15 protein-coding genes are annotated in these 16,656 nt (G+C 74.1%); 9 read left to right on the top strand and 6 right to left on the bottom strand.

What is annotated here, in order from left to right; all coding sequences use genetic code 11:
* The first annotated feature begins 75 nt into the window (after positions 1-75).
* Entirely contained in the window at positions 76-402 is a 327-nt protein-coding gene (locus ACIBO8_RS30345; RefSeq protein ID WP_396118788.1) for a hypothetical protein, read from the top strand.
* Positions 403-468: 66 nt separating this feature from the next.
* On the opposite strand, the gene ACIBO8_RS30340 is transcribed toward ACIBO8_RS30345, so the two are convergent.
* On the bottom strand, positions 469-1,623 hold the full coding sequence (locus ACIBO8_RS30340; RefSeq protein WP_396118787.1) for a hypothetical protein: 1,155 nt from the start codon (positions 1,621-1,623) through the stop codon (positions 469-471).
* Between the two features lie 131 nt (positions 1,624-1,754).
* On the bottom strand, positions 1,755-2,084 hold the full coding sequence (locus ACIBO8_RS30335; RefSeq protein ID WP_396118786.1) for a PLD nuclease N-terminal domain-containing protein: 330 nt from the start codon (positions 2,082-2,084) through the stop codon (positions 1,755-1,757).
* Between the two features lie 162 nt (positions 2,085-2,246).
* Here ACIBO8_RS30335 and ACIBO8_RS30330 point away from each other — a divergent pair, with 162 nt between their 5' ends.
* Entirely contained in the window at positions 2,247-2,708 is a 462-nt protein-coding gene (locus tag ACIBO8_RS30330; RefSeq protein ID WP_396118785.1) for a peptidoglycan-binding protein, read from the top strand.
* A gap of 277 nt (positions 2,709-2,985) precedes the next feature.
* Positions 2,986-3,168, top strand: coding sequence for a hypothetical protein (locus ACIBO8_RS30325; RefSeq protein WP_396118784.1), 183 nt, complete (start codon positions 2,986-2,988; stop codon positions 3,166-3,168).
* Here the strand turns inward: ACIBO8_RS30325 and ACIBO8_RS30320 are convergent.
* The 4 genes from ACIBO8_RS30320 to ACIBO8_RS30305 are packed head-to-tail and all read right to left on the bottom strand — an operon-like array spanning position 3,165 to position 11,418.
* Positions 3,165-6,302, bottom strand: a complete 3,138-nt coding sequence (locus ACIBO8_RS30320) for a BTAD domain-containing putative transcriptional regulator (protein ID WP_396118783.1) — start codon at positions 6,300-6,302, stop codon at positions 3,165-3,167. The genes ACIBO8_RS30325 and ACIBO8_RS30320 overlap by 4 nt on opposite strands.
* A 57-nt stretch (positions 6,303-6,359) precedes the next feature.
* Positions 6,360-7,295: a phosphotransferase gene (locus ACIBO8_RS30315; RefSeq protein WP_396118782.1), complete on the bottom strand. Its 936-nt coding sequence runs from the start codon at positions 7,293-7,295 to the stop codon at positions 6,360-6,362.
* Entirely contained in the window at positions 7,292-8,095 is an 804-nt protein-coding gene (locus tag ACIBO8_RS30310) for an HAD family hydrolase (RefSeq protein ID WP_396118781.1), read from the bottom strand. Before ACIBO8_RS30310 ends, ACIBO8_RS30315 begins: the two co-directional genes overlap by 4 nt.
* On the bottom strand, positions 8,092-11,418 hold the full coding sequence (locus tag ACIBO8_RS30305; RefSeq protein WP_396118780.1) for an amino acid adenylation domain-containing protein: 3,327 nt from the start codon (positions 11,416-11,418) through the stop codon (positions 8,092-8,094). The genes ACIBO8_RS30310 and ACIBO8_RS30305 overlap by 4 nt, the downstream gene beginning before the upstream one ends.
* A gap of 145 nt (positions 11,419-11,563) precedes the next feature.
* Here ACIBO8_RS30305 and ACIBO8_RS30300 point away from each other — a divergent pair, with 145 nt between their 5' ends.
* The 6 genes from ACIBO8_RS30300 to ACIBO8_RS30275 are packed head-to-tail and all read left to right on the top strand — an operon-like array spanning position 11,564 to position 16,614.
* Positions 11,564-12,256, top strand: a complete 693-nt coding sequence (locus ACIBO8_RS30300; protein ID WP_396118779.1) for a phosphoribosylaminoimidazolesuccinocarboxamide synthase — start codon at positions 11,564-11,566, stop codon at positions 12,254-12,256.
* A 49-nt stretch (positions 12,257-12,305) separates the two neighbouring features.
* On the top strand, positions 12,306-12,641 hold the full coding sequence (locus tag ACIBO8_RS30295) for a hypothetical protein (protein ID WP_396118778.1): 336 nt from the start codon (positions 12,306-12,308) through the stop codon (positions 12,639-12,641).
* Positions 12,634-13,566: a histidinol-phosphatase gene (locus ACIBO8_RS30290; RefSeq protein WP_396118777.1), complete on the top strand. Its 933-nt coding sequence runs from the start codon at positions 12,634-12,636 to the stop codon at positions 13,564-13,566. Before ACIBO8_RS30295 ends, ACIBO8_RS30290 begins: the two co-directional genes overlap by 8 nt.
* Positions 13,563-14,513, top strand: coding sequence for an NAD-dependent epimerase/dehydratase family protein (locus ACIBO8_RS30285; RefSeq protein WP_396118776.1), 951 nt, complete (start codon positions 13,563-13,565; stop codon positions 14,511-14,513). Before ACIBO8_RS30290 ends, ACIBO8_RS30285 begins: the two co-directional genes overlap by 4 nt.
* The gene (locus tag ACIBO8_RS30280; protein ID WP_396118775.1) at positions 14,510-15,799 is read left to right on the top strand and encodes a DegT/DnrJ/EryC1/StrS family aminotransferase; all 1,290 of its coding nucleotides are present in this window, start codon (positions 14,510-14,512) and stop codon (positions 15,797-15,799) included. The genes ACIBO8_RS30285 and ACIBO8_RS30280 overlap by 4 nt, the downstream gene beginning before the upstream one ends.
* Positions 15,796-16,614 carry a hypothetical protein gene (locus ACIBO8_RS30275; protein WP_396118774.1) on the top strand — a complete coding sequence of 273 codons (819 nt, stop codon included), beginning with the start codon at positions 15,796-15,798 and terminating at the stop codon, positions 16,612-16,614. The genes ACIBO8_RS30280 and ACIBO8_RS30275 overlap by 4 nt, the downstream gene beginning before the upstream one ends.
* Positions 16,615-16,656 lie beyond the last annotated feature (42 nt).

Raw genomic sequence — 16,656 nt, 5'->3', positions numbered from 1 at the left:
GTCCCATCTCACCACGGCACGGAGCATCCGCACATGCCGTCAACATCCCAGCCGGAAGCAAGGTGCATGCCTCAGATGACTGTCGCCGATCCCCGCGAGCGAATCACCGTGGCCGAGCGGATCGCGGCCCGATTGCGGGACCTCGTCCACCGCGAAGCTCCCCGAGGAGTCCGGCTCGCCTGGTCCGAGCAGTTCCGGCGGCTGCTCGACATTCTCGGCGCCGACGACGAGCCGGACGAGATCCTCAAGTACGCCGCGCTGGCCTTCGACCAGCTGTACTCCGGAGGCCGGAACTTCGCCGACTTCGTCATTCAACGGCCCGACCGGCGCGAGCTCGTCGCGGAGAACGAGCGGCTGGCCGCGCTGGCCGAAGAGCTGAAACGGCTGCTGCACGGCAGCTGAGCTACCGCGGACAACAGAGGGCGGTGCCGGAAGTCCGGCACCGCCCCCTTGGGCGTCGATCGCGGGCTACCGCGATCGGCCGCCGCAACCGTACGAGCACGGCGTGACGAACTGCGCGAAGTGCGGACGGCTGAGGCTGCCGAAGGCCGTGAACTCGCCGCCCACCGCGATCCTGCCGAGCGTGGGGTGGACGTCCATGCTCAGCACGCCCCACTTGCCGTTGCTCTGCGGGTTCCAGTCGAGCAGCTTGCCGTTGTCGGCGTCGAACGCCGCGATCTTCGGCTGGCTGCGCAGCGTGGTCGGGCACCATGAGGTCGCGGTCCGCGACGGTACGGTGCAGGCCACGGTCCAGTGGCCGCCGGCGTACACCGCCCGGCCCAGCTGCGTGATCGCCTGCACGTCCCCGTCCGTCACCGTGCTCCAGACCAGCGTGCCGTCCGGCCGGTACGCCGCCACCCGGCCACCCGGTCCGGCCAGTGCCGCGTACACCTTGTCCGGGGCCACCGTGAGTGCCCCGACGAAGTACGGCGTGACGGGACGGAACGACGGGTCGACCTGTCCGTCGGCGAGCCGGAGGGCGGCCAGCCGGACCGTGCCGTCCGCGCCGTTGAGGTGCTTGAACTTGCCGCCGACGTACAGCCGGGAACCGGCCACCGTCAGTGCCTTGACCTCACCGTCGGCGCCGCTGCCGAACGTGGTGTCCAGGGCGCCGGTGGCCAGGTTGAAGGCCGCGAGGTTGCGTTGCGTGCGCCCGTCGACGGCGCTGATCGCCCCGCCCAGGAACAACCGCCCGCCGCCGACGGTGAGGGTGTGCCCCTCGCCCTTGATCGTGTGCCGCAGGGTGCCGACGGCGCCGGTCCTCAGGTTCACGTCGGCCAGGCCGCCGCGCGCCTGATCACCCACGGTGGTGAACTTGCCGGTGATGTACAGCGACTGCCCGAAACCGGTCAGCCCGAAGACGGTGCCGTTGGTCGTCGGCGCCCAGGGCAGCAGCTCACCGGTACGCGCGTCGATGGCGGCCAGCCGTTTGCGCGGCACCGATCGCCCGTCGACGAGGGCGTTCCGGAAACTGCCGCCCACGAACACCGTGTTACCGGCGTACGCGGTGGCGTACACCAGGCCGTCGAAACCGACCGAGGTCGCCGGCTTGACCGACACCAGCGGCTCGGCTGCGACGGCGGCCGTGGGTGCCGCGGTGGAAGCGAGCACACCGGCGAGCAACAGTCCAAGGTGGCGCCGCCGTGGTCGGGCAAGGCGCACAATCGAAGCTAAATGCATGATGCGACCGTAAAGCGGCGGCGGCCGGCGAATTTCGAGAACCACGAACGTACGCCCTAAAGAGGGGCCGCCCGTCAGCGGTTCATCAACGCTTGACTCTTGAGGCGTTCGAACTCCTCGCCCGAGATCCGCCCCTCGTCGTGCAGCCGGGCCGCCGTGGCGATCTCGTCGGCGGGGCTGCGCGCCGGGCTTCCCTCCCGGGGCTTCGCCGCGTGCGTGATCAGGTAGATGAGCACGCCGAACAGTGGCACGACGACGATCAGCGCCACCCAGCCGGCCTTCGCCCAGCCCGGCATCGGCCGCCGGAACAGGTCGTTGAAGACCGCGATGAAGGTCCAGATGATCCCGAACCAGAAGCTCGCCAGGAACATCACGTAGAGGATCGAATCGAATGACCAGTCCACGGACCATCCTGGACACGCGAAACCGGCGTCCGGTTCATTCCCGGCGGATGAACCGCGTGCCGAAGACGGCACGCGGCATGGCCCCTTCGGCTCTACCGACCATCGTGGCCACCGCCCGACGATGAGGTGTCATGGCCGAGCAATGACCGAAGGGAGCACACCATGGCAGGAACGTTGAGTCCCTGGCCGCTGACGAGTCAAGGGGCCAAGGAACATCCCGTACCGACCCTGCAGTACCTGCTGCGGGCCCGGGGGCACAGCGTCGCGGTCGACGGCGTCTTCGGGCCGCTGACGGATGCCGCCGTCCGGGCGTTCCAGCGGGAGAAGAGTCTGGCGGTCGACGGTATCGCCGGCCCGGACACCTGGGGAGCGCTGATCGTTCAGGTGAAGCGGGGCTCCGAGGGGGACGCCGTCCGCGGCGTCCAGGAAGAGTTCCAGTTCCGCAACCTGTCGGGCGACCCCTCGAAGGGCCTCGCGGTGGACGGCATCTTCGGGTCGAAGACCGAGACGGCGGTTCGCGGCTTCCAGAGCGCGCTGCACGCCGACATCCCCGCCGTGGCGGTCGACGGCATCGTGGGTCCGATGACGTGGCAGGCCTTGGTCAGCGGGATGCTGTCGTTCTGAGGGGACACCGGCCGAACGGCCGAGCGCCGGGCTGGACGGCCGGGCACGTCGCCGCGACGAGAAGGCTGCCGCACGGTGCCCGGCGGTGGTGATGAGGGGTCCGGCCTCAACGTATAGACGACTGGAAATGCACGCACCGGCACCCGCACATGGGCCGGAAGCACGACGGGGTCGTGGCCGCCGGCCATCCATACTGACTCGCGGCGGGGGCTGCGGGCCCGGCGGCCGTAGGGGACGGCCGCGGAAACGCCACAACAAAAGGGGGATTTCCATGAGGATGGAACGCTTCAGATCCATCGTCCTGTGTGGTGTTGCCGCTTTGCTGGCCGCAGTGCTCGGCGCAGCGAACCTGGCCGGCAGTACGTCGTCGACCCAGAACAACGGGGACTCGGGCGGCACGACCGCGTGCGGCGTCACCTCCGCCGAGTACGTCCAGCGTCCGCCGGACTGCCCCGCCTAGATCCGATCGAGCGCCTGGTCCAGCAGCCGCTGGGCCAGGCGTTCGCCTGCCGGGCGGCCGATCCGGCGGAACGCTGCCAGCGCGTGCTGCGCGTACCCGGCCGCCTCGGCCGCCGTGGCAGCGCCGGTCAGTGCCGCCGCGGCCACCACCGTCAGGGCTTCCGCCTCGAGCAGGCCGAAGCCGGTTCGCCGGGTGACCTCGAGCGCCTCCACCGCTCCGTCGTAGGCGTCGCAGTGCCGGCCGGCACCGAGGTCCGCCTCGGCCAGCCCGATCAGCGCGGCCGCGACGCCCTTGCCGTGGCCCACCTCGCCGGAGAGGCGCAGCGCATCCCGATGGTGCGTGGCCGCGTCGTCCAGGTCGCCCAGACGCAGGGCGATGCTGCCGAGCAGATTGTGCGCGTCGGCCTGGATGCGCCGGTCGCCGACGTCGACGGCCAGGTCGAGTCCCGACCGGGCCAGGTCCTTCGCCGTGACGGGGTCGCCGGCATCGCGGTTCGCCTCACCCATGTTGACCATCGTGTCCGCCTCGCCCTCGCGGCTGCCCGCCTCCCGGTGCAGGACCAGGGCCCGGTCGAACGCCTCCCGGGCCTCGTCGATACGGCCGGCGCCGAGGTGGGCGTACCCGAGGCTGTTGTGCATCATCGCCTGGCCGTTGACCGAGCCGAGCTCGCGATAGCGGTCCATGCCCTCGGCGAGCCGCGCGATGCCCTCGGCGAGGTTTCCCGACTCGATCAGGACGTTGCCGAGATTGCCGAGGCTGACCGCCTCGCCGCCGCGCCCGCCGGTGGCCCGGTAGATCGTCAGCGCCTGCCGATGGTGCTCCGCGGCGTCGGCGAGCCGGCCCTGGTCGCGGTACACGTTCGCGATGCTGCCGAGCGCGGCCGCCTCGCCCTGCCGCCAGCCGGCCAGCCCCGCGTCGGCCCGGGCCCGGGCGAAGTGCTCGACGGCGGCCTCGTGCCGGGACAACGACCGGTACGCCTGCGCGAGCGACAGGTGCGCCGCGGCCCGGCCGTGCGGATCTCCGGCGGCCTCCGCCGCGGCGAGCCCGCCCGCAGCCGTCGTCAGCCAGTCGTCGGCGTACCGGCGGGTCCAGAAGTATCCCCGCAGCGTGTCGGCCAGCAGCCAGCTGCAGCGGCGCAGTGCCGGGACCTGCGCGCCGTGGCGCACCAGCGCCACCATGGTGGGCCGTTCGGCGTCGAGCCAGGCCAGTGCGGCGGCCGGGCCGGTGAAGGTCAGGCCCGGCTGCCCGGCCGTGGGTTCCGGCAACCGCTGCATCTGCGGGTACAGCAACCGCGCGGCGGCGCCGGCGGTACGGAGATGGAACTCGTACAGGCGCAGCAGCGCGGACTCCCGTTCCGCGGCGGCGTCCTCGGCGTCGGCCAGCTCGGCGGCGTACAGGTGGAGGAGGTCGTGCCATGCATAGCGACCTGACGCGACCTCCTCGATGAGGTGGGCGTCGGCCAACTCGGACAGCAGCGTGCGGGTGCGGGCCGGGTCGAGGTCGGCGAGCGCGGCGGCCGCCGGAACCGTCACCTCGGCCATCGGCACCAGGCCGGCGAGCCGGAACAGCCGGGACGCCTCCGGTTTCAGCGCGGCGTACGAGAGGTCGAAGGCCGATCGCACCGCGGACTGCTCGTCACCCGGCACGGCGAGCATCGCCAGCCTGTTCCCGGCTTGGAGATCCGCGACCAGGTCGGCGACCGGGCGGCGGGGACGGCACACCAGGTGCGCGGCGGCGATCCGCAGCGCCAGCGGCAGCCGGCCGCAGAGCCGTGCCAGGTCGGCGGTCGCCGCCGGGTCCTCGGTCGCGCGGGTGCCGAGCAGCCCGTTGAGCAGCGCCTCGGCGCCCTCGGGGCTGAGCTCGCCGAGGGTCAGCGGGCGGGCGCCGTCGCGCGCGATCAGGCCGGTGAGCCGGTCCCGGCTGGTGACCAGGGTGACGCAGTGGAGCCCGCCCGGCAGCAGGGGACGGATCTGGTCCGCGCCGGCCGCGTTGTCGAGGATCACCACCAGGCGCCGGTCCGAGACGAGGGTGCGGTAGAGGGCGCCCGCCTCGACGACGTCGACCGGCACCTGGTCGGCCGGCACCCCGAGCGCCCGCAGGAAGGTGGCGAGCGCCTGGGCCGGGTGGACCGGGCTGCCGCCGCTGTACCCGCCGAGGTTGAGGTAGAGCTGGCCGCCGGGGAAGCGGTCCCGCCGGCGCTGCGCCCATTGCACGGCGAGCGCGGTCTTGCCGGCGCCGGCCGTGCCGCCGATGGTGACGACGGCCGTGCCGGCGCCCTCGGCCAGCAGCGCGTCGAGGTCGGCGAGCTGCTCGTCGCGGCCGGCGAAGCCCGCCACCAGCGCGGGCAGTTGCGCGGGCGCGGGGACGGCCCGGGCCGGCTCGGGCAGCAGCAGGGCCGGATCCTGCCGCATGACGGCCCGTTCCAGGCGTTGCAGCGGCAGCCCCGGGTCGAGGCCGAGCTCGTCGGCGAGCACCTGCCGGGTGGCACGGGCGACCGCGAGGGCGTCACCGGCCCGCCCGCTGCGGTACAGCGCGAGCATCAGCTGGGCGGCCGGCCGTTCCCGGTGCGGCTCGGCGGTGACCAGGCCGGTCAGTTCGTCGATCAGCTCGCGGTGCCGGCCGAGGCGCAGCCCGGCATCGATGCGATCCTCGATGGCGGTGAGGCGGGCCTCGACGAGGCCCGCGCCGAGGCGGTCGCAGACGTCCGCCGACGCCGCGCCCTGCAACGGCGGGCCGGTCCACAGCTCGAGGGCGCGGTCGAGCAGCGCGATGCGGCCGGGATCGTCGCCGGCCTCGGCCGCCTGGGCGAGCAGCGCCCGGAAGCGGTGCACGTCGATCAGCATCGGGTCGGCGGCGAGCAGGTAGCCGGCGCCCTGGGTGCGGATCTCGATGCCGTGGTGGCCGGCGAAGATCCCGCGCAGCCCCGACACGCAGACCTGGATCGCGTGGCCGGCCGTACGGGGCGGCGTGACCGGCCACGCGAGGTCGACGAGCCGGTCGATCGGCACCGCCTTGTTGACCTCCAGGGCGAGGACCGCCAGCACGAGTCGTTGCTTTCGCGGGCCGAGCATCAGCGGCGCCGCACCGGCATGCGCCTGCACAGCACCGAGCAGCCGCAGCCGGAGGTCCGTCACGGCCGGAATGGTAACGCCGCGGATCGACCGAGACGGATGATCGATCCGATACCCGATTCACGGCGATGACCAGCGCCATCCCGTGCGCCGGGCCAGCCAGGCGAGGGTCCGGCGCGCGGCGGCGGCCTGAAATCCCCGCAGACGCGGCGACCGGGGCAGATCGGGCCCGCGGCACTCGCGCGCGAAACAGCCGGCGAGCGCGCACAGGAACGCGTCCACCGCCGCGTCCGGCACGTCCCGGCTGAGCGGATGCGTACGCACGACCCGGTCGGCGTCCACGCCGTCGGCGGACGCGAGCAGCAGCACGAGGTCCACCCAGGGGGCGCCGACGCAGGCGCAGGCCCAGTCCACCACGACGACCTCGCCCTGCGGCGTGAGCAGCATGGTGTCCGGGCGCAGATCGGCGTGGAGCAGGGTGTCGCCGGCGGTCCCGGCGGCCCAGCCGGCCTCGAGTCGGGCGAGCCGGGCGAGGTGGTGGCTCGACCACGGGTCCAGGTCGGCCGGCGGGCCGTCCGCCGCGTACTGCCGCCAGCCGGTGAGCAGCGGGGCGAGGGCCGCCTCCACCGTGGGCACCCCGGCCCGGGCCGCCGGCGTCAGTGCCGCTGCCAGCCGACCCAGCGCGGACAGGACCGCCTCGCGCTCCGCCGGCACCCGCAGGTCCGGATGGCGCCCGTCGACGTCGTCGAAGGCCAGTACCACCCAGCCGCGGGCCTGCGCGGTGAACCGCAGCCGGGGCGTGGGTACGTCCGCGCCGAGCAGAGCGGCGTATCGTGCCTCGTTCCGGTACACCCCCACCGACTCGTCGTCCGCCTGGATCGCCTTGACGAACGCCCGCGACCCGTCGGCCAGCAGGACGCGGGCGGCGACGCCCGGCGTGAAGCCACCGGCCTGCCCGGCGGCGGTCCGCACCGGCGCGCCCAGGCAGGTGCCGACCAGCTCGCGTACGTCGACGGGCAGCTCCGACCAGGCCGGCCGCCACGCGGTGGTGGTCATCGCCCGTCCCGGAGGCCGAGGAGACGCTCCAGCACCTGCGCGACCCCGTCGTCGTCGTTGGCGGCGGTGACGATGTCCGCGGCGTGCAGGACGGTGGGGTGGGCGTTGGCGACGGCGACGGCCGTGCCGGCCCAGGCGAGAAGGGGCAGGTCGTTGGGCATGTCGCCGAACGCCACGACGTCCGCGGCGGCGATACCCGCCCGGTCGGCGATCCGGCGTACGGCGGCGGCCTTGGTCACGCCGCTGCGGCCGATCTCGCAGAATGCCGTCGTCGACACCGTCGCGGTCAGCGAGGCGGGCAGCACGGCCGCGATCGCCGGCCAGTAGTCCGGGGCGGCGCCGTCCAGCTGCGCGATGACCTTGCCGAAGCCGCGCTCGTCCACGATCCCGTCGAGGCGTGCGACCCGCTGCGCTCCCCGGCTCAGCGCCGCCTCCAGTTCGAACTCGTGCTCCAGGAGCAGGTCCAGTCCCCGCTCGGCGCCGAGCCGTACCCGTGGATGCGCGTCACGCAGCGCCCGTAGGGTCGCGGCCAGGCCGGCCGCCGGGATGGGCTGCTCGTCGACGATGCGGTGCCGGCCGAAGTCGTACGTGATCGAGCCGTTGCCGCAGACCGCGACCATCATCGCGTCGATCGCGACCGCGATCGCCCGGGTGTCGCGGACCGGCCGCGCGGTGCAGAGCAGCAGCGGCCAGCCGGTACGGCGGACCGCGCGCAGCGCCGCCCGGGAGCGCGGGCTGAGCCGCCCGGCCGAGGTGAGCAGGGTGCCGTCCAGGTCGCAGACGATCATCCTGCGGGTCATCGCGGTGACCGGGCGAGGAGGCGGCCGCTCAGCGCGCGGATCGTCTGGCAGGCGAACAGGTCCTGCACGGTGACGTCGTGGTGGGGCAGCTTCTGCCGCAGGGTGGCGGCGACCCGGAGCAGCTGCAGCGAGTCGCCGCCGACCTCGAAGAAGCGCTCGTCGAGGCCGAACCGGGCGGTGCCGAGCACGTCGGCCCACGTACGCGCGATCGTCGCGGTGACGTCGTCGCCCTCCGGCAGTACCGCAGCGGACGGAACGCCGGCGGGCCCGGGACTCTGGGCCAGGTCGCGCAGCCGGGCCGCGTCCAGCTTGCCGTTGCGGGTCACCGGCAGGTCGCGGACCACGGCCCACAGCGACGGAACGGCGTACCCGGGCAGCCGGTCGGCCGCGAACCGCCGCACCTCGGCGACGAGTCCGGGCCGGTCGTCGGCGACCAGGCCGGCCAGCAGCCGCCGGTCCGCCTCGCCCGGCGTGGCCACGACCGCGACGTCCCGGACCGCGGCATGGTCGCGCAGCACCCGGGCGACCGCCTCCAGTTCGATCCGGAACCCGCGGATCTTCACCTGCCGGTCGCGGCGGCCCAGGAAGCGCAGTCGCCCCTCGCCGTCCCAGCGGGCCAGGTCACCGGTGCGGTAGAGCCGCTCGCCGCCGGACGCCGCGAACTGCCCGAAGGCGGCGGCGGTCTCGGCCGGGCGCCCGGCGTACCCGAGGGCCAGGCCGGCGCCGGAGGTGTGGAGCTCGCCGATCCCGCCGGGCGGCACCGGGCGGCCGTGCTGGTCGAGCACGGCCACGCCGGTGCCGGCGACCGGGCGGCCGATCGGCAGCGGATCGCTGACCTCGGCCGGATCGTCCACCGCGTGGGTGGTGGTGAACGTCGTGTTCTCGGTGGGGCCGTACCCGTTGGTGACGCGCAGCCCCGGGCAGGCCGCCAGCACCCGGGCGACCTGGGCGGGCGGCACCACGTCGCCGCCGGTGAGGATCTGCCGCAGGCCCGCGAACGCGTGCGGCTGGTAGTCGGCGACGAGCCGGAACAGCCCCGCGGTCAGCCACAGCCCGGTGGTGCGCCGCTCGGAGAGGAACGTGGCGAGCGCGGCCGGCGTCGGATAGCCGTCCGGGAACACGTCGACGGTTCCGCCGGCCAGCAGCGGGGCGAAGATCTCCAGGGTGGACGCATCGAAGGCCAGCGGCGCCAGCCGGACGAACCGGTCGGTGGCGCCGGGCACGAGGAAGTCCGCGTCACGGGTCAGCCGGACGACCCCGCGGTGGGGGACCCTGGCACCCTTGGGCACTCCGGTCGAGCCGGAGGTGAAGGCGATGTACGCCACCCGCTCCGGGTCCTGCCCGGCCGCCTCCGGAATGTCCCCGCGACACGCGGTGCCGTCCCACGGGTCGATGATGCGCAGGTCGGCGCGGTCGTCGTCGCCCAGCACGATGCGCGCCCCGGCCGCCTTCCGCATCCCGGCGGCCGTGGACGCCGGCACGTCCGCCTCGATCCCGGCGTACGCCGCACCCAGGCGCAGCACGGCGAGCACCGCGACGATCTCCCGGGCGGAGCGGCGGACCGCCAGCGCCACGCAGTCCCCGGCCCGTACGCCCGCCGCGGCCAGCTCGGCGGACTGCCGCTCCGCGGCGTTCCTGAGTTCGGCGTAGGTGAGCGTGCGTGCCGGGTCGCCGTCGCGGACAGCGATCCGGTCGGGCCCGGCGGCCACCGCCGCCTCGAACAGGTGCCAGATGCCGGCGGGCCCCGCGACGTCCGGGCCGGCGCCGAGCTTCGCGAGCCGCTGCCGCTGGGCCGGCGTCATCGTCCGGACCTCCGCGAGCGGCGCGCCGGCGGCCATCTCCTCCAGCGCCTGATTCAGCGCGCAGGCGAGTTCCGCCGCCTCGTCCGGTCGCAGGACGTCGGTGGCGTACTCCAGCGCCAGCCGCGGCCGGTCCGCCCACCGCTGGACGTACAGGACGGCGTCGTAGACGGTGCCGCCGCAGTGTCCCTCGTGCACGGTGGCGGTCACGCCGAACGCGCCCAGTTCCTCGGGGACCAGCTCGTCGTGCGCGGCGAACGCGACCTGGACGAGCGGGTGCCGCGCGTCGTCGCCGCCGAGCTCGAGCGCCGCGACGATGTCCTCGAGCGGGACGTCGGTCGCCGCGAGCGCCGTACGCAGGCCCGCCGCCGTGCGGCGCACATGGTCGGCGACCGTGCCGGCGTCGTCGATCTGGCACACCACCGGCACCATCGTCAGGCAGGGGCCGACGACGTCCAGCGTCGCGGCGGTCCGCCCGGCGGCCACCACGCCCATCACGAACTCCGGCACGGCCGTGCGACGGGCCACGACCAGCGACCATGCCGCGAGCAGAACGGTGTTGCGGGTGGTGCCGCAGCCGCGGGCGAGCGCCGTGCAGGCATCGCGCGCCGCGTCGGAGAGCCCGAAGAGCAGCCGCGTCCCGGTCCGGCCGGCGTGCCCGGGCCGCGGGGCGTCGGTCGGCAGCTCCAGCGTCGTGGGCGTGCCGGCCAGCGCCTCGGCCCGCTGCCGCGCCCGCTCGGCGACCGCGCCGGTGCGCTCGGCCGCGACCACCGCCTCCAGCGCGGGCGCGGTCGTGGTCAGGTCGGCGCCGCCGAGGCCGGCGACGAGCTCACGGAAGAGCAGGCCGACGCTCCACCCGTCGACGAGGGCGTGATGGACGAGCAGCGACAACACGATGCGGGACGGGCCCGCCGGGGTGACCGCGAACACCACCGGCGGGCGCCGGAACGGGTCGAGCAGGCGGCCCGCGGCGGGGGCGAGAATCGCCTGGACCGCGGCGACCGGGTCGCAGCCGTCCGGCGGCACCGGCAGATCGAGAACGACCGGCGTCCACCGTGGCAGCACCCGGCGGGCGAGGCCGTCCCCGTCCTGGACGAAGACGGTCCGCAGCGAGGCGTGCCGCCGGGTCAGCGCACCGAGCACCGAGCCCAGCCGCTCCGGATCGACCCGCCCGCGCAGATCCGCGCTGAACAACAGGTGGAACGGGGTGCCGCCGTGCAGTTGCTCGCCGACGAGCATCGCCTGCTGAACGCGGGAGGCCGGCCGCAGACCGCTGGAGGGGGCCACCGCCGGCGCGGGTGTGGCCGGGACCGCGGCGTCGAGGACGCCGGCGAGCGGCTCGGGGCCGAGCAGTGCGGGCACCGGCACGGTCAGGCCGTGCCGGAGCTCGATCCGGGCGGCGCACTCGATCGCGCGCAGCGACGTGCCGCCCAGCGCGGTGAACGACAGCCGCGCGGCGTCGGCGGTGGTGACCTCGCGGCCGAGTACCTCGGCGGCCACTGTCAGGGTGTCGATTCGGTCCACGGTGGCCAGCGTGCCGACGTACGCGGGCGGCGGTAAGGCCCGAAGGTCGGGCCGAAATTGCGCCCCGACCGGGCGGACCAAAGTGGCCTTGTCCGCGCTCCGCGGCCGCGCCCAGACTCGGCTCGCTCACAGGGGGAGGAATTCTATGGACACCAGGACCGCGCCGGACATCGAGGGGCGCAGCAAGCGGGTCTGGCGGGACAGCGACGACACCTGCGTCGTCGAGCTGATCCCGAGCCTGCGCAGCTTCACGTACGACCGCGACGAGCTGATCGAGGACACCGGACCGCTGCGGCTCGACTTCTACGAACGGGCGGCGGCCCGGCTCGCCGCCGCCGGCCTGCGGACCGCGTTCCTGGAGCGGCTCGGGCCGATCCGGTACCGCGCCCGGTACCGGCCGGCGCCGCCGTTCGAGGTGATCGTGAAGAACCGGGCCGTCGGCTCCACCACGATCAAATATCCGGGGCTGTTCGAGGCCGGCTGCCGGCTGCCGCGGCCGGTGGTCAAGTTCGACTACCGGGTGGACCCGGAGGACCAGCCGATCGGGGAGGACTACCTGCGGGCCCTGGACGTCCCGGTGGACGCCTTCCGGGACACGGCGTTCGCCGTGAACGCCGAACTGCGCGCCTGGCTCCATCCGCTGGATCTCTGGGACTTCTGCCTGATCCTCGCCGTGGACACGGACGGCGCGCCGATCGTCATCTCCGAGGTGTCGCCGGACTGCATGCGGCTGCGCCACCCGGACGGCGCCAAGCTCGACAAGGACCTGTTCCGCGACGGCGGGCGGCCGGAGGAGATCACCGCGGCATGGCGCAGGCTGCTCGATGAGCTCCGGTGAGGGCTGGTCGTCGCCGTTCGCAGGGCGCCGCCTCGCGAGGTGGCCCACGATGAGGGTCGCCGACCTCGACGAGTTGCAGGCCGCCGTACGGTCGGTGCGCCTCCGGCACGGCCTCGGCGTGACCGCACGGGTCGCGCTGCTGGACACGTGCGCCGAGCTGGGCGAGCTGGCCGGCGCGTATCTCAAGGACACCGGGTACGCCGATGCGCCGGAGCCGGGGGCGCCCACCGAGCGGATCCAGGCCGAGTTCGGCGACGTCCTGTTCTCGCTGCTGAGCTTCGCCGTCGCCGCGGGGCTGAGCGCCCGGGAGGAGCTGACCGCGACGCTGGACCGGTACGAGACCAGGTTCGGCTCCGCCGCCCGCGGTGGTGACCGGCATGGGTGACTACCACGTCCACCTGCACCCCCACGTGCCGCGGCCGGACAGTCCGCCGCCGGGCGTGTACCCGGTGGACTACGTCGACGCCTTCGTCGAGACCGCGCTTTCCCGCGGCGCCACCGAGGTCGGGTTCACCGAGCACCTGCACCGCTTCGTCGACTTCGAGCCGGCCGTCGCGGGCTTCTGGAACGTCGGGTCGCGCCCGGATCTCGTCGAGCACTCCCGTACGTATTACTACGACGACCTCAACCTGCGGCTGGACCGGTACGTGGAGGCGGTGCTGGGCGCCCGGGACCGCGGCCTGCCCGTCCTCCTCGGTATGGAGGTCGACTTCTTCCCGGCGCACCTGGAGAAGATGACCGCCGTCCTGCGGCAGTACCCGTTCGACTACCTGATCGGCTCGGTGCACTGGATCGATGCCTGGTCGGTGGACCACCCGGCGGTGGCCTACGAGTTCGAGCGCCGGGGCGTGCGCCGGGCCTACGAGGACTACTTCGGGCTCGTCGCGGACCTGGCGGAGTCCGGCCTGGTCAAGGTGCTCGCCCACCCCGACGTGGTGAAGAAGTTCGGGCACCGCTGCGCCGAGGAGCCGGTCGACCTGTACCGGAAGGTGGTCGGCGCCGCCCAGCGTGGCGGAGTCGCCATGGAGGTCTCCAGCGCCGGCCTGCGCTACCCGGTGGGGGAGCCGTACCCGTCGCCCTCGCTGCTGCGGATGAGCTGCGAGGCCGGCATTCCGATCACCCTGGCCAGCGACGCCCATTACCCCGAGCAGGCCGCGGACCAGCACCGTGAGCTGGTGCGCTACGCCCGCGCGGCCGGATACCGCCACCGGCTCGCGTTCGGGGTGGGCGGTGCCGCCGAGCTGGTGCCGCTGCCGGACCCGGACGCCGCCGAGCCGATCGACCCGACGAGCAACGAGGCTGAGAGATGACACGAGACGCAGTCCTGATCACCGGCGGCGGGGGCCGCCTCGGCAGTGCGCTGGCCCGCCGGCTCGCCGGAGCCGGCCACGCCGTGACGGCGGTGGACCTCGGCTTCCCGAGCTGGCTCGACGACCCGGCGCTGCCCGTACGGTGCGTGCAGGCGGATGTGCTCTCGGCGGCCGGCGGGGACGAGCTGCACCGCGCGATCGCCGACTGCGGCGTCGTCGTGCACCTGGCCGGCCTGCACGGCCTGCACCTGCGGCAGGGGGCGAGCGTCGCCGACCTGTGGCGCTCCAACGTGGAAGGCACCCGCCGCGTCACGGCGGCTGCGGTCGACGCCGGAGTACGCCGGATGGTGCTGGCGAGCACCACGGCGGTGTACGGCCCGGGAAGCGCGCCCGGCCAGCCCGCCGCGATCCTCGACGAGGCCCGCACCCCGCAGCCGGACAATCCGTACGCGACCGCGAAGCTCGCCGCCGAGTCGGTGATGGCCACCGCGGCCGGTTCGGGCATCGAGGTGATCTCCCTGCGCATGGGCCGGTTCTTCCGCGAGGACGAGCGCTCGTACCAGATCCGCAAGCTCTCCACCGGGCTGGACCTGGAGGACGCCATCGACGCGATGGAGGCGGTCTGCGTGGCCGACCAGCTGGCGAGCGGCGTCTACTGCGTCGCCAGCGACCTGCCGCTGAGCCGCGCCGACCGGTACGCCCTCGGCGAGGACTGCCACGCGATCCTCGACGGCCATCTGCCGGGCTTCGTCGCCGCGGCGGCACAGCGGGACTGGCCGCTGCCGTCCCAGGTGGGGCGGTCGGTCGACTCGAGCAAGCTCCAGGCAGCGACCGGCTACCGGCCGCGGCGCTCCCTCGCCCGTACCGCCGAACGGTGGCGGGCCGAAGCGCTGCGGCTCGGTCAGCCTCCCCAGCGCATCACGATGAGAGAAGAGGTAACTCCATGACAGTAAGCGGATCGACGACGGGTGGCGTACTCGCCGTCCACGGGGGGACGCCGGTCATCGAACCGGCGCACCGCTTCAAGTGGCCGAGGGTCACCGACGAGGACCGGGCCGCGGTGACGGACCTGCTGGTGCGCGGGGAACTCTCCTATTACGGCCGGGAAGGGGTGCTGACCGAGCTCGAGGATTTCTGGTCGGATCGGCTGGAGGGCCGGCGCACGCTCGGGCTCTCCTCGGGTACGGCGGCACTGCACTCGGCGTTCTTCGCCCTCGGCACCGGACCGGGCGACGAGGTGCTGTGCCCGACCAACACCTTCCTCGCGACCGTGATGCCGCTGGTGCAGCTGGGCGCCGTACCCGTCCTCTGCGACGCCGAGGCGGACACCGGCAACATCGACCCCGCTTCCATCGCCGCGGCCATCACGCCGCGGACCGTCGGCATCGCCGTCACCCACCTGTGGGGGCACCCCTGCGAGATGGACGCGATTCTCGAGATCGCCCGCCGGCACGGCCTGTGGGTCGTGGAGGACTGCTCCCACGCCCACGGTGCGACGTACCACGGCCGCGAGGTCGGCACGCTCGGCGACGCCGCCGCGTTCAGCTTCCAGGCGGCGAAGATCGTCTACGCCGGCCAGGGCGGCCTGCTCGCCTCCAAGGAGACGGAGGTCCACGAGCGGGCGTGCCTGCTCGGCCACTTCCGCGTACGGTCCGAGCAGGACGTGGCCGGCCCGCTCAAGCGGTACGCCAGCACCGGGTTCGGGCTGAACTATCGGATGCACCCGTTCGCGGCCGCGATGGCGTTGCAGAGTTCCCGCGCCATGCAGGACCGGATCGCCGGCCGGGCCGAGCTGCTCGGCCGGCTCGCCGAAGGGCTGGCCACCATCCCGGGCCTCGTCCCGCCCGTCACGCGGGAGGGTTGCGACCGCGGCGCGTACTACGGCTTCAAGGTCCGGCTGTCCGGGCCGTGGCTGGAAGCCGGCGCCGAGACGGTCGCGCACGCGCTGAGCGCCGAAGGACTGGACGTCCACCCGCCGGGTTCGCGGCCCCTGCACCTGCTGCCCTTCTTCGCCGACGGAGCGGTGCCGCTGCGCCGCAACGCCCGGGCGTCGCAGTTCCCCGCGTACAAGGAGGGTGACTTCCCGGTGGCGGAGGAGGTGTGGCGGACCTCGCTGAGCCTGCCGACCTTCACGTTCGCCGACGAGGCCGCCCTCGTCGATCGCTACTGCGAGGCGTTCGAGAAGGTCGCGGCCCAGCTGCCGAGGCTGGCCGAGCGCGGGACGCGGCCGTGACGGGCCGCGCCGCCGAGCCGGTCCCCACCGACATGCTGATCTCGTCCTGGGGAGTCGATGCGGCCCGGCTCGGCGCCGCACTCCGCCCGCGGACCGGGGCCGCCCGGATGTTCCTGGCCGGGAAGCTCGCCGACGACCTCAGCGGCAGCCGGGGGCCGCTGGAGGTGGTCGCCGTCACCGAGCGGCCCGGCGAGGTGACGGAGCATTCCTTCGAGCCCAGCAGCATCACGGGGTGCCCGGTGACCGTGGCGGTCACCGTGCTGCCGCTCGACACCGTCCGGTCGTGGTCCGTTCCGCTGGTACGGCTCCTCACCGGCCCCGGGGTACTGCCGCCGGAGATGCCGGGGCCCGTGGCCGTCGGCTTCCACGCGCTCTACACCCAGCGGGGACTGGTGCTGGGCGACCGCTACCTCGACGCGGAGCTGGAGGAGGCGCACGCCGAGGTGATGCCCCTGTACGTGGCCGCCAGGCAGGTGCACCGCCTGCGCCGCAACGCCTCCCTGGCGGACCGCCCGGTGGCGCGGCTGACCGTGCTCGTCCGTGCCCTGCTCGGCGCGTGGGGATACTGCAATCCCTACCCCGCGACGCTGGCCCCGCTGTTCGAACGGGCGGCACGGCGGCAGCGGCTTGCGCCGGAGCTTCCGGCCACGGTCCGGCGGGTGCTGGCCACCTCCGCGGAGGGCGCTGAGGTGCGGGCCGCCGTGGCGCAGCTCGAGGCGTTGTGCGCGGCCGACCCGGTGCTGCGGTTCTGCGAGAACCTCGTCCGGTTCGCGCCGGCCGGTGCCGGTGCCGGTGCGGTCAGCGTAGGCGGATAACAGCGATGGCGACGGCCCGGCGCGGTGACTCGCGCCGGGCCG

The sequence above is a fragment of the Actinoplanes sp. NPDC049681 genome, assembly GCF_044465265.1.
Taxonomy (GTDB): domain Bacteria; phylum Actinomycetota; class Actinomycetes; order Mycobacteriales; family Micromonosporaceae; genus Actinoplanes.
The sequence above is the reverse complement of the archived record's forward strand: the minus strand, read 5'-3'. Positions and strand labels throughout refer to the sequence as shown.

Bases quoted from the DNA above. Each gene is read 5' to 3' on its own strand.
- ACIBO8_RS30345 (WP_396118788.1), top strand. From the start codon at position 76: ATGACTGTCGCCGATCCCCGCGAGCGAATCACCGTGGCCGAGCGGATC.
- ACIBO8_RS30330 (WP_396118785.1), top strand. From the start codon at position 2,247: ATGGCAGGAACGTTGAGTCCCTGGCCGCTGACGAGTCAAGGGGCCAAG.
- ACIBO8_RS30325 (WP_396118784.1), top strand. From the start codon at position 2,986: ATGGAACGCTTCAGATCCATCGTCCTGTGTGGTGTTGCCGCTTTGCTG.
- ACIBO8_RS30315 (WP_396118782.1), bottom strand. From the start codon at position 7,295: ATGACCACCACCGCGTGGCGGCCGGCCTGGTCGGAGCTGCCCGTCGAC.
- ACIBO8_RS30310 (WP_396118781.1), bottom strand. From the start codon at position 8,095: ATGACCCGCAGGATGATCGTCTGCGACCTGGACGGCACCCTGCTCACC.
- ACIBO8_RS30300 (WP_396118779.1), top strand. From the start codon at position 11,564: ATGGACACCAGGACCGCGCCGGACATCGAGGGGCGCAGCAAGCGGGTC.
- ACIBO8_RS30295 (WP_396118778.1), top strand. From the start codon at position 12,306: ATGAGGGTCGCCGACCTCGACGAGTTGCAGGCCGCCGTACGGTCGGTG.
- ACIBO8_RS30290 (WP_396118777.1), top strand. From the start codon at position 12,634: ATGGGTGACTACCACGTCCACCTGCACCCCCACGTGCCGCGGCCGGAC.
- ACIBO8_RS30285 (WP_396118776.1), top strand. From the start codon at position 13,563: ATGACACGAGACGCAGTCCTGATCACCGGCGGCGGGGGCCGCCTCGGC.
- ACIBO8_RS30280 (WP_396118775.1), top strand. From the start codon at position 14,510: ATGACAGTAAGCGGATCGACGACGGGTGGCGTACTCGCCGTCCACGGG.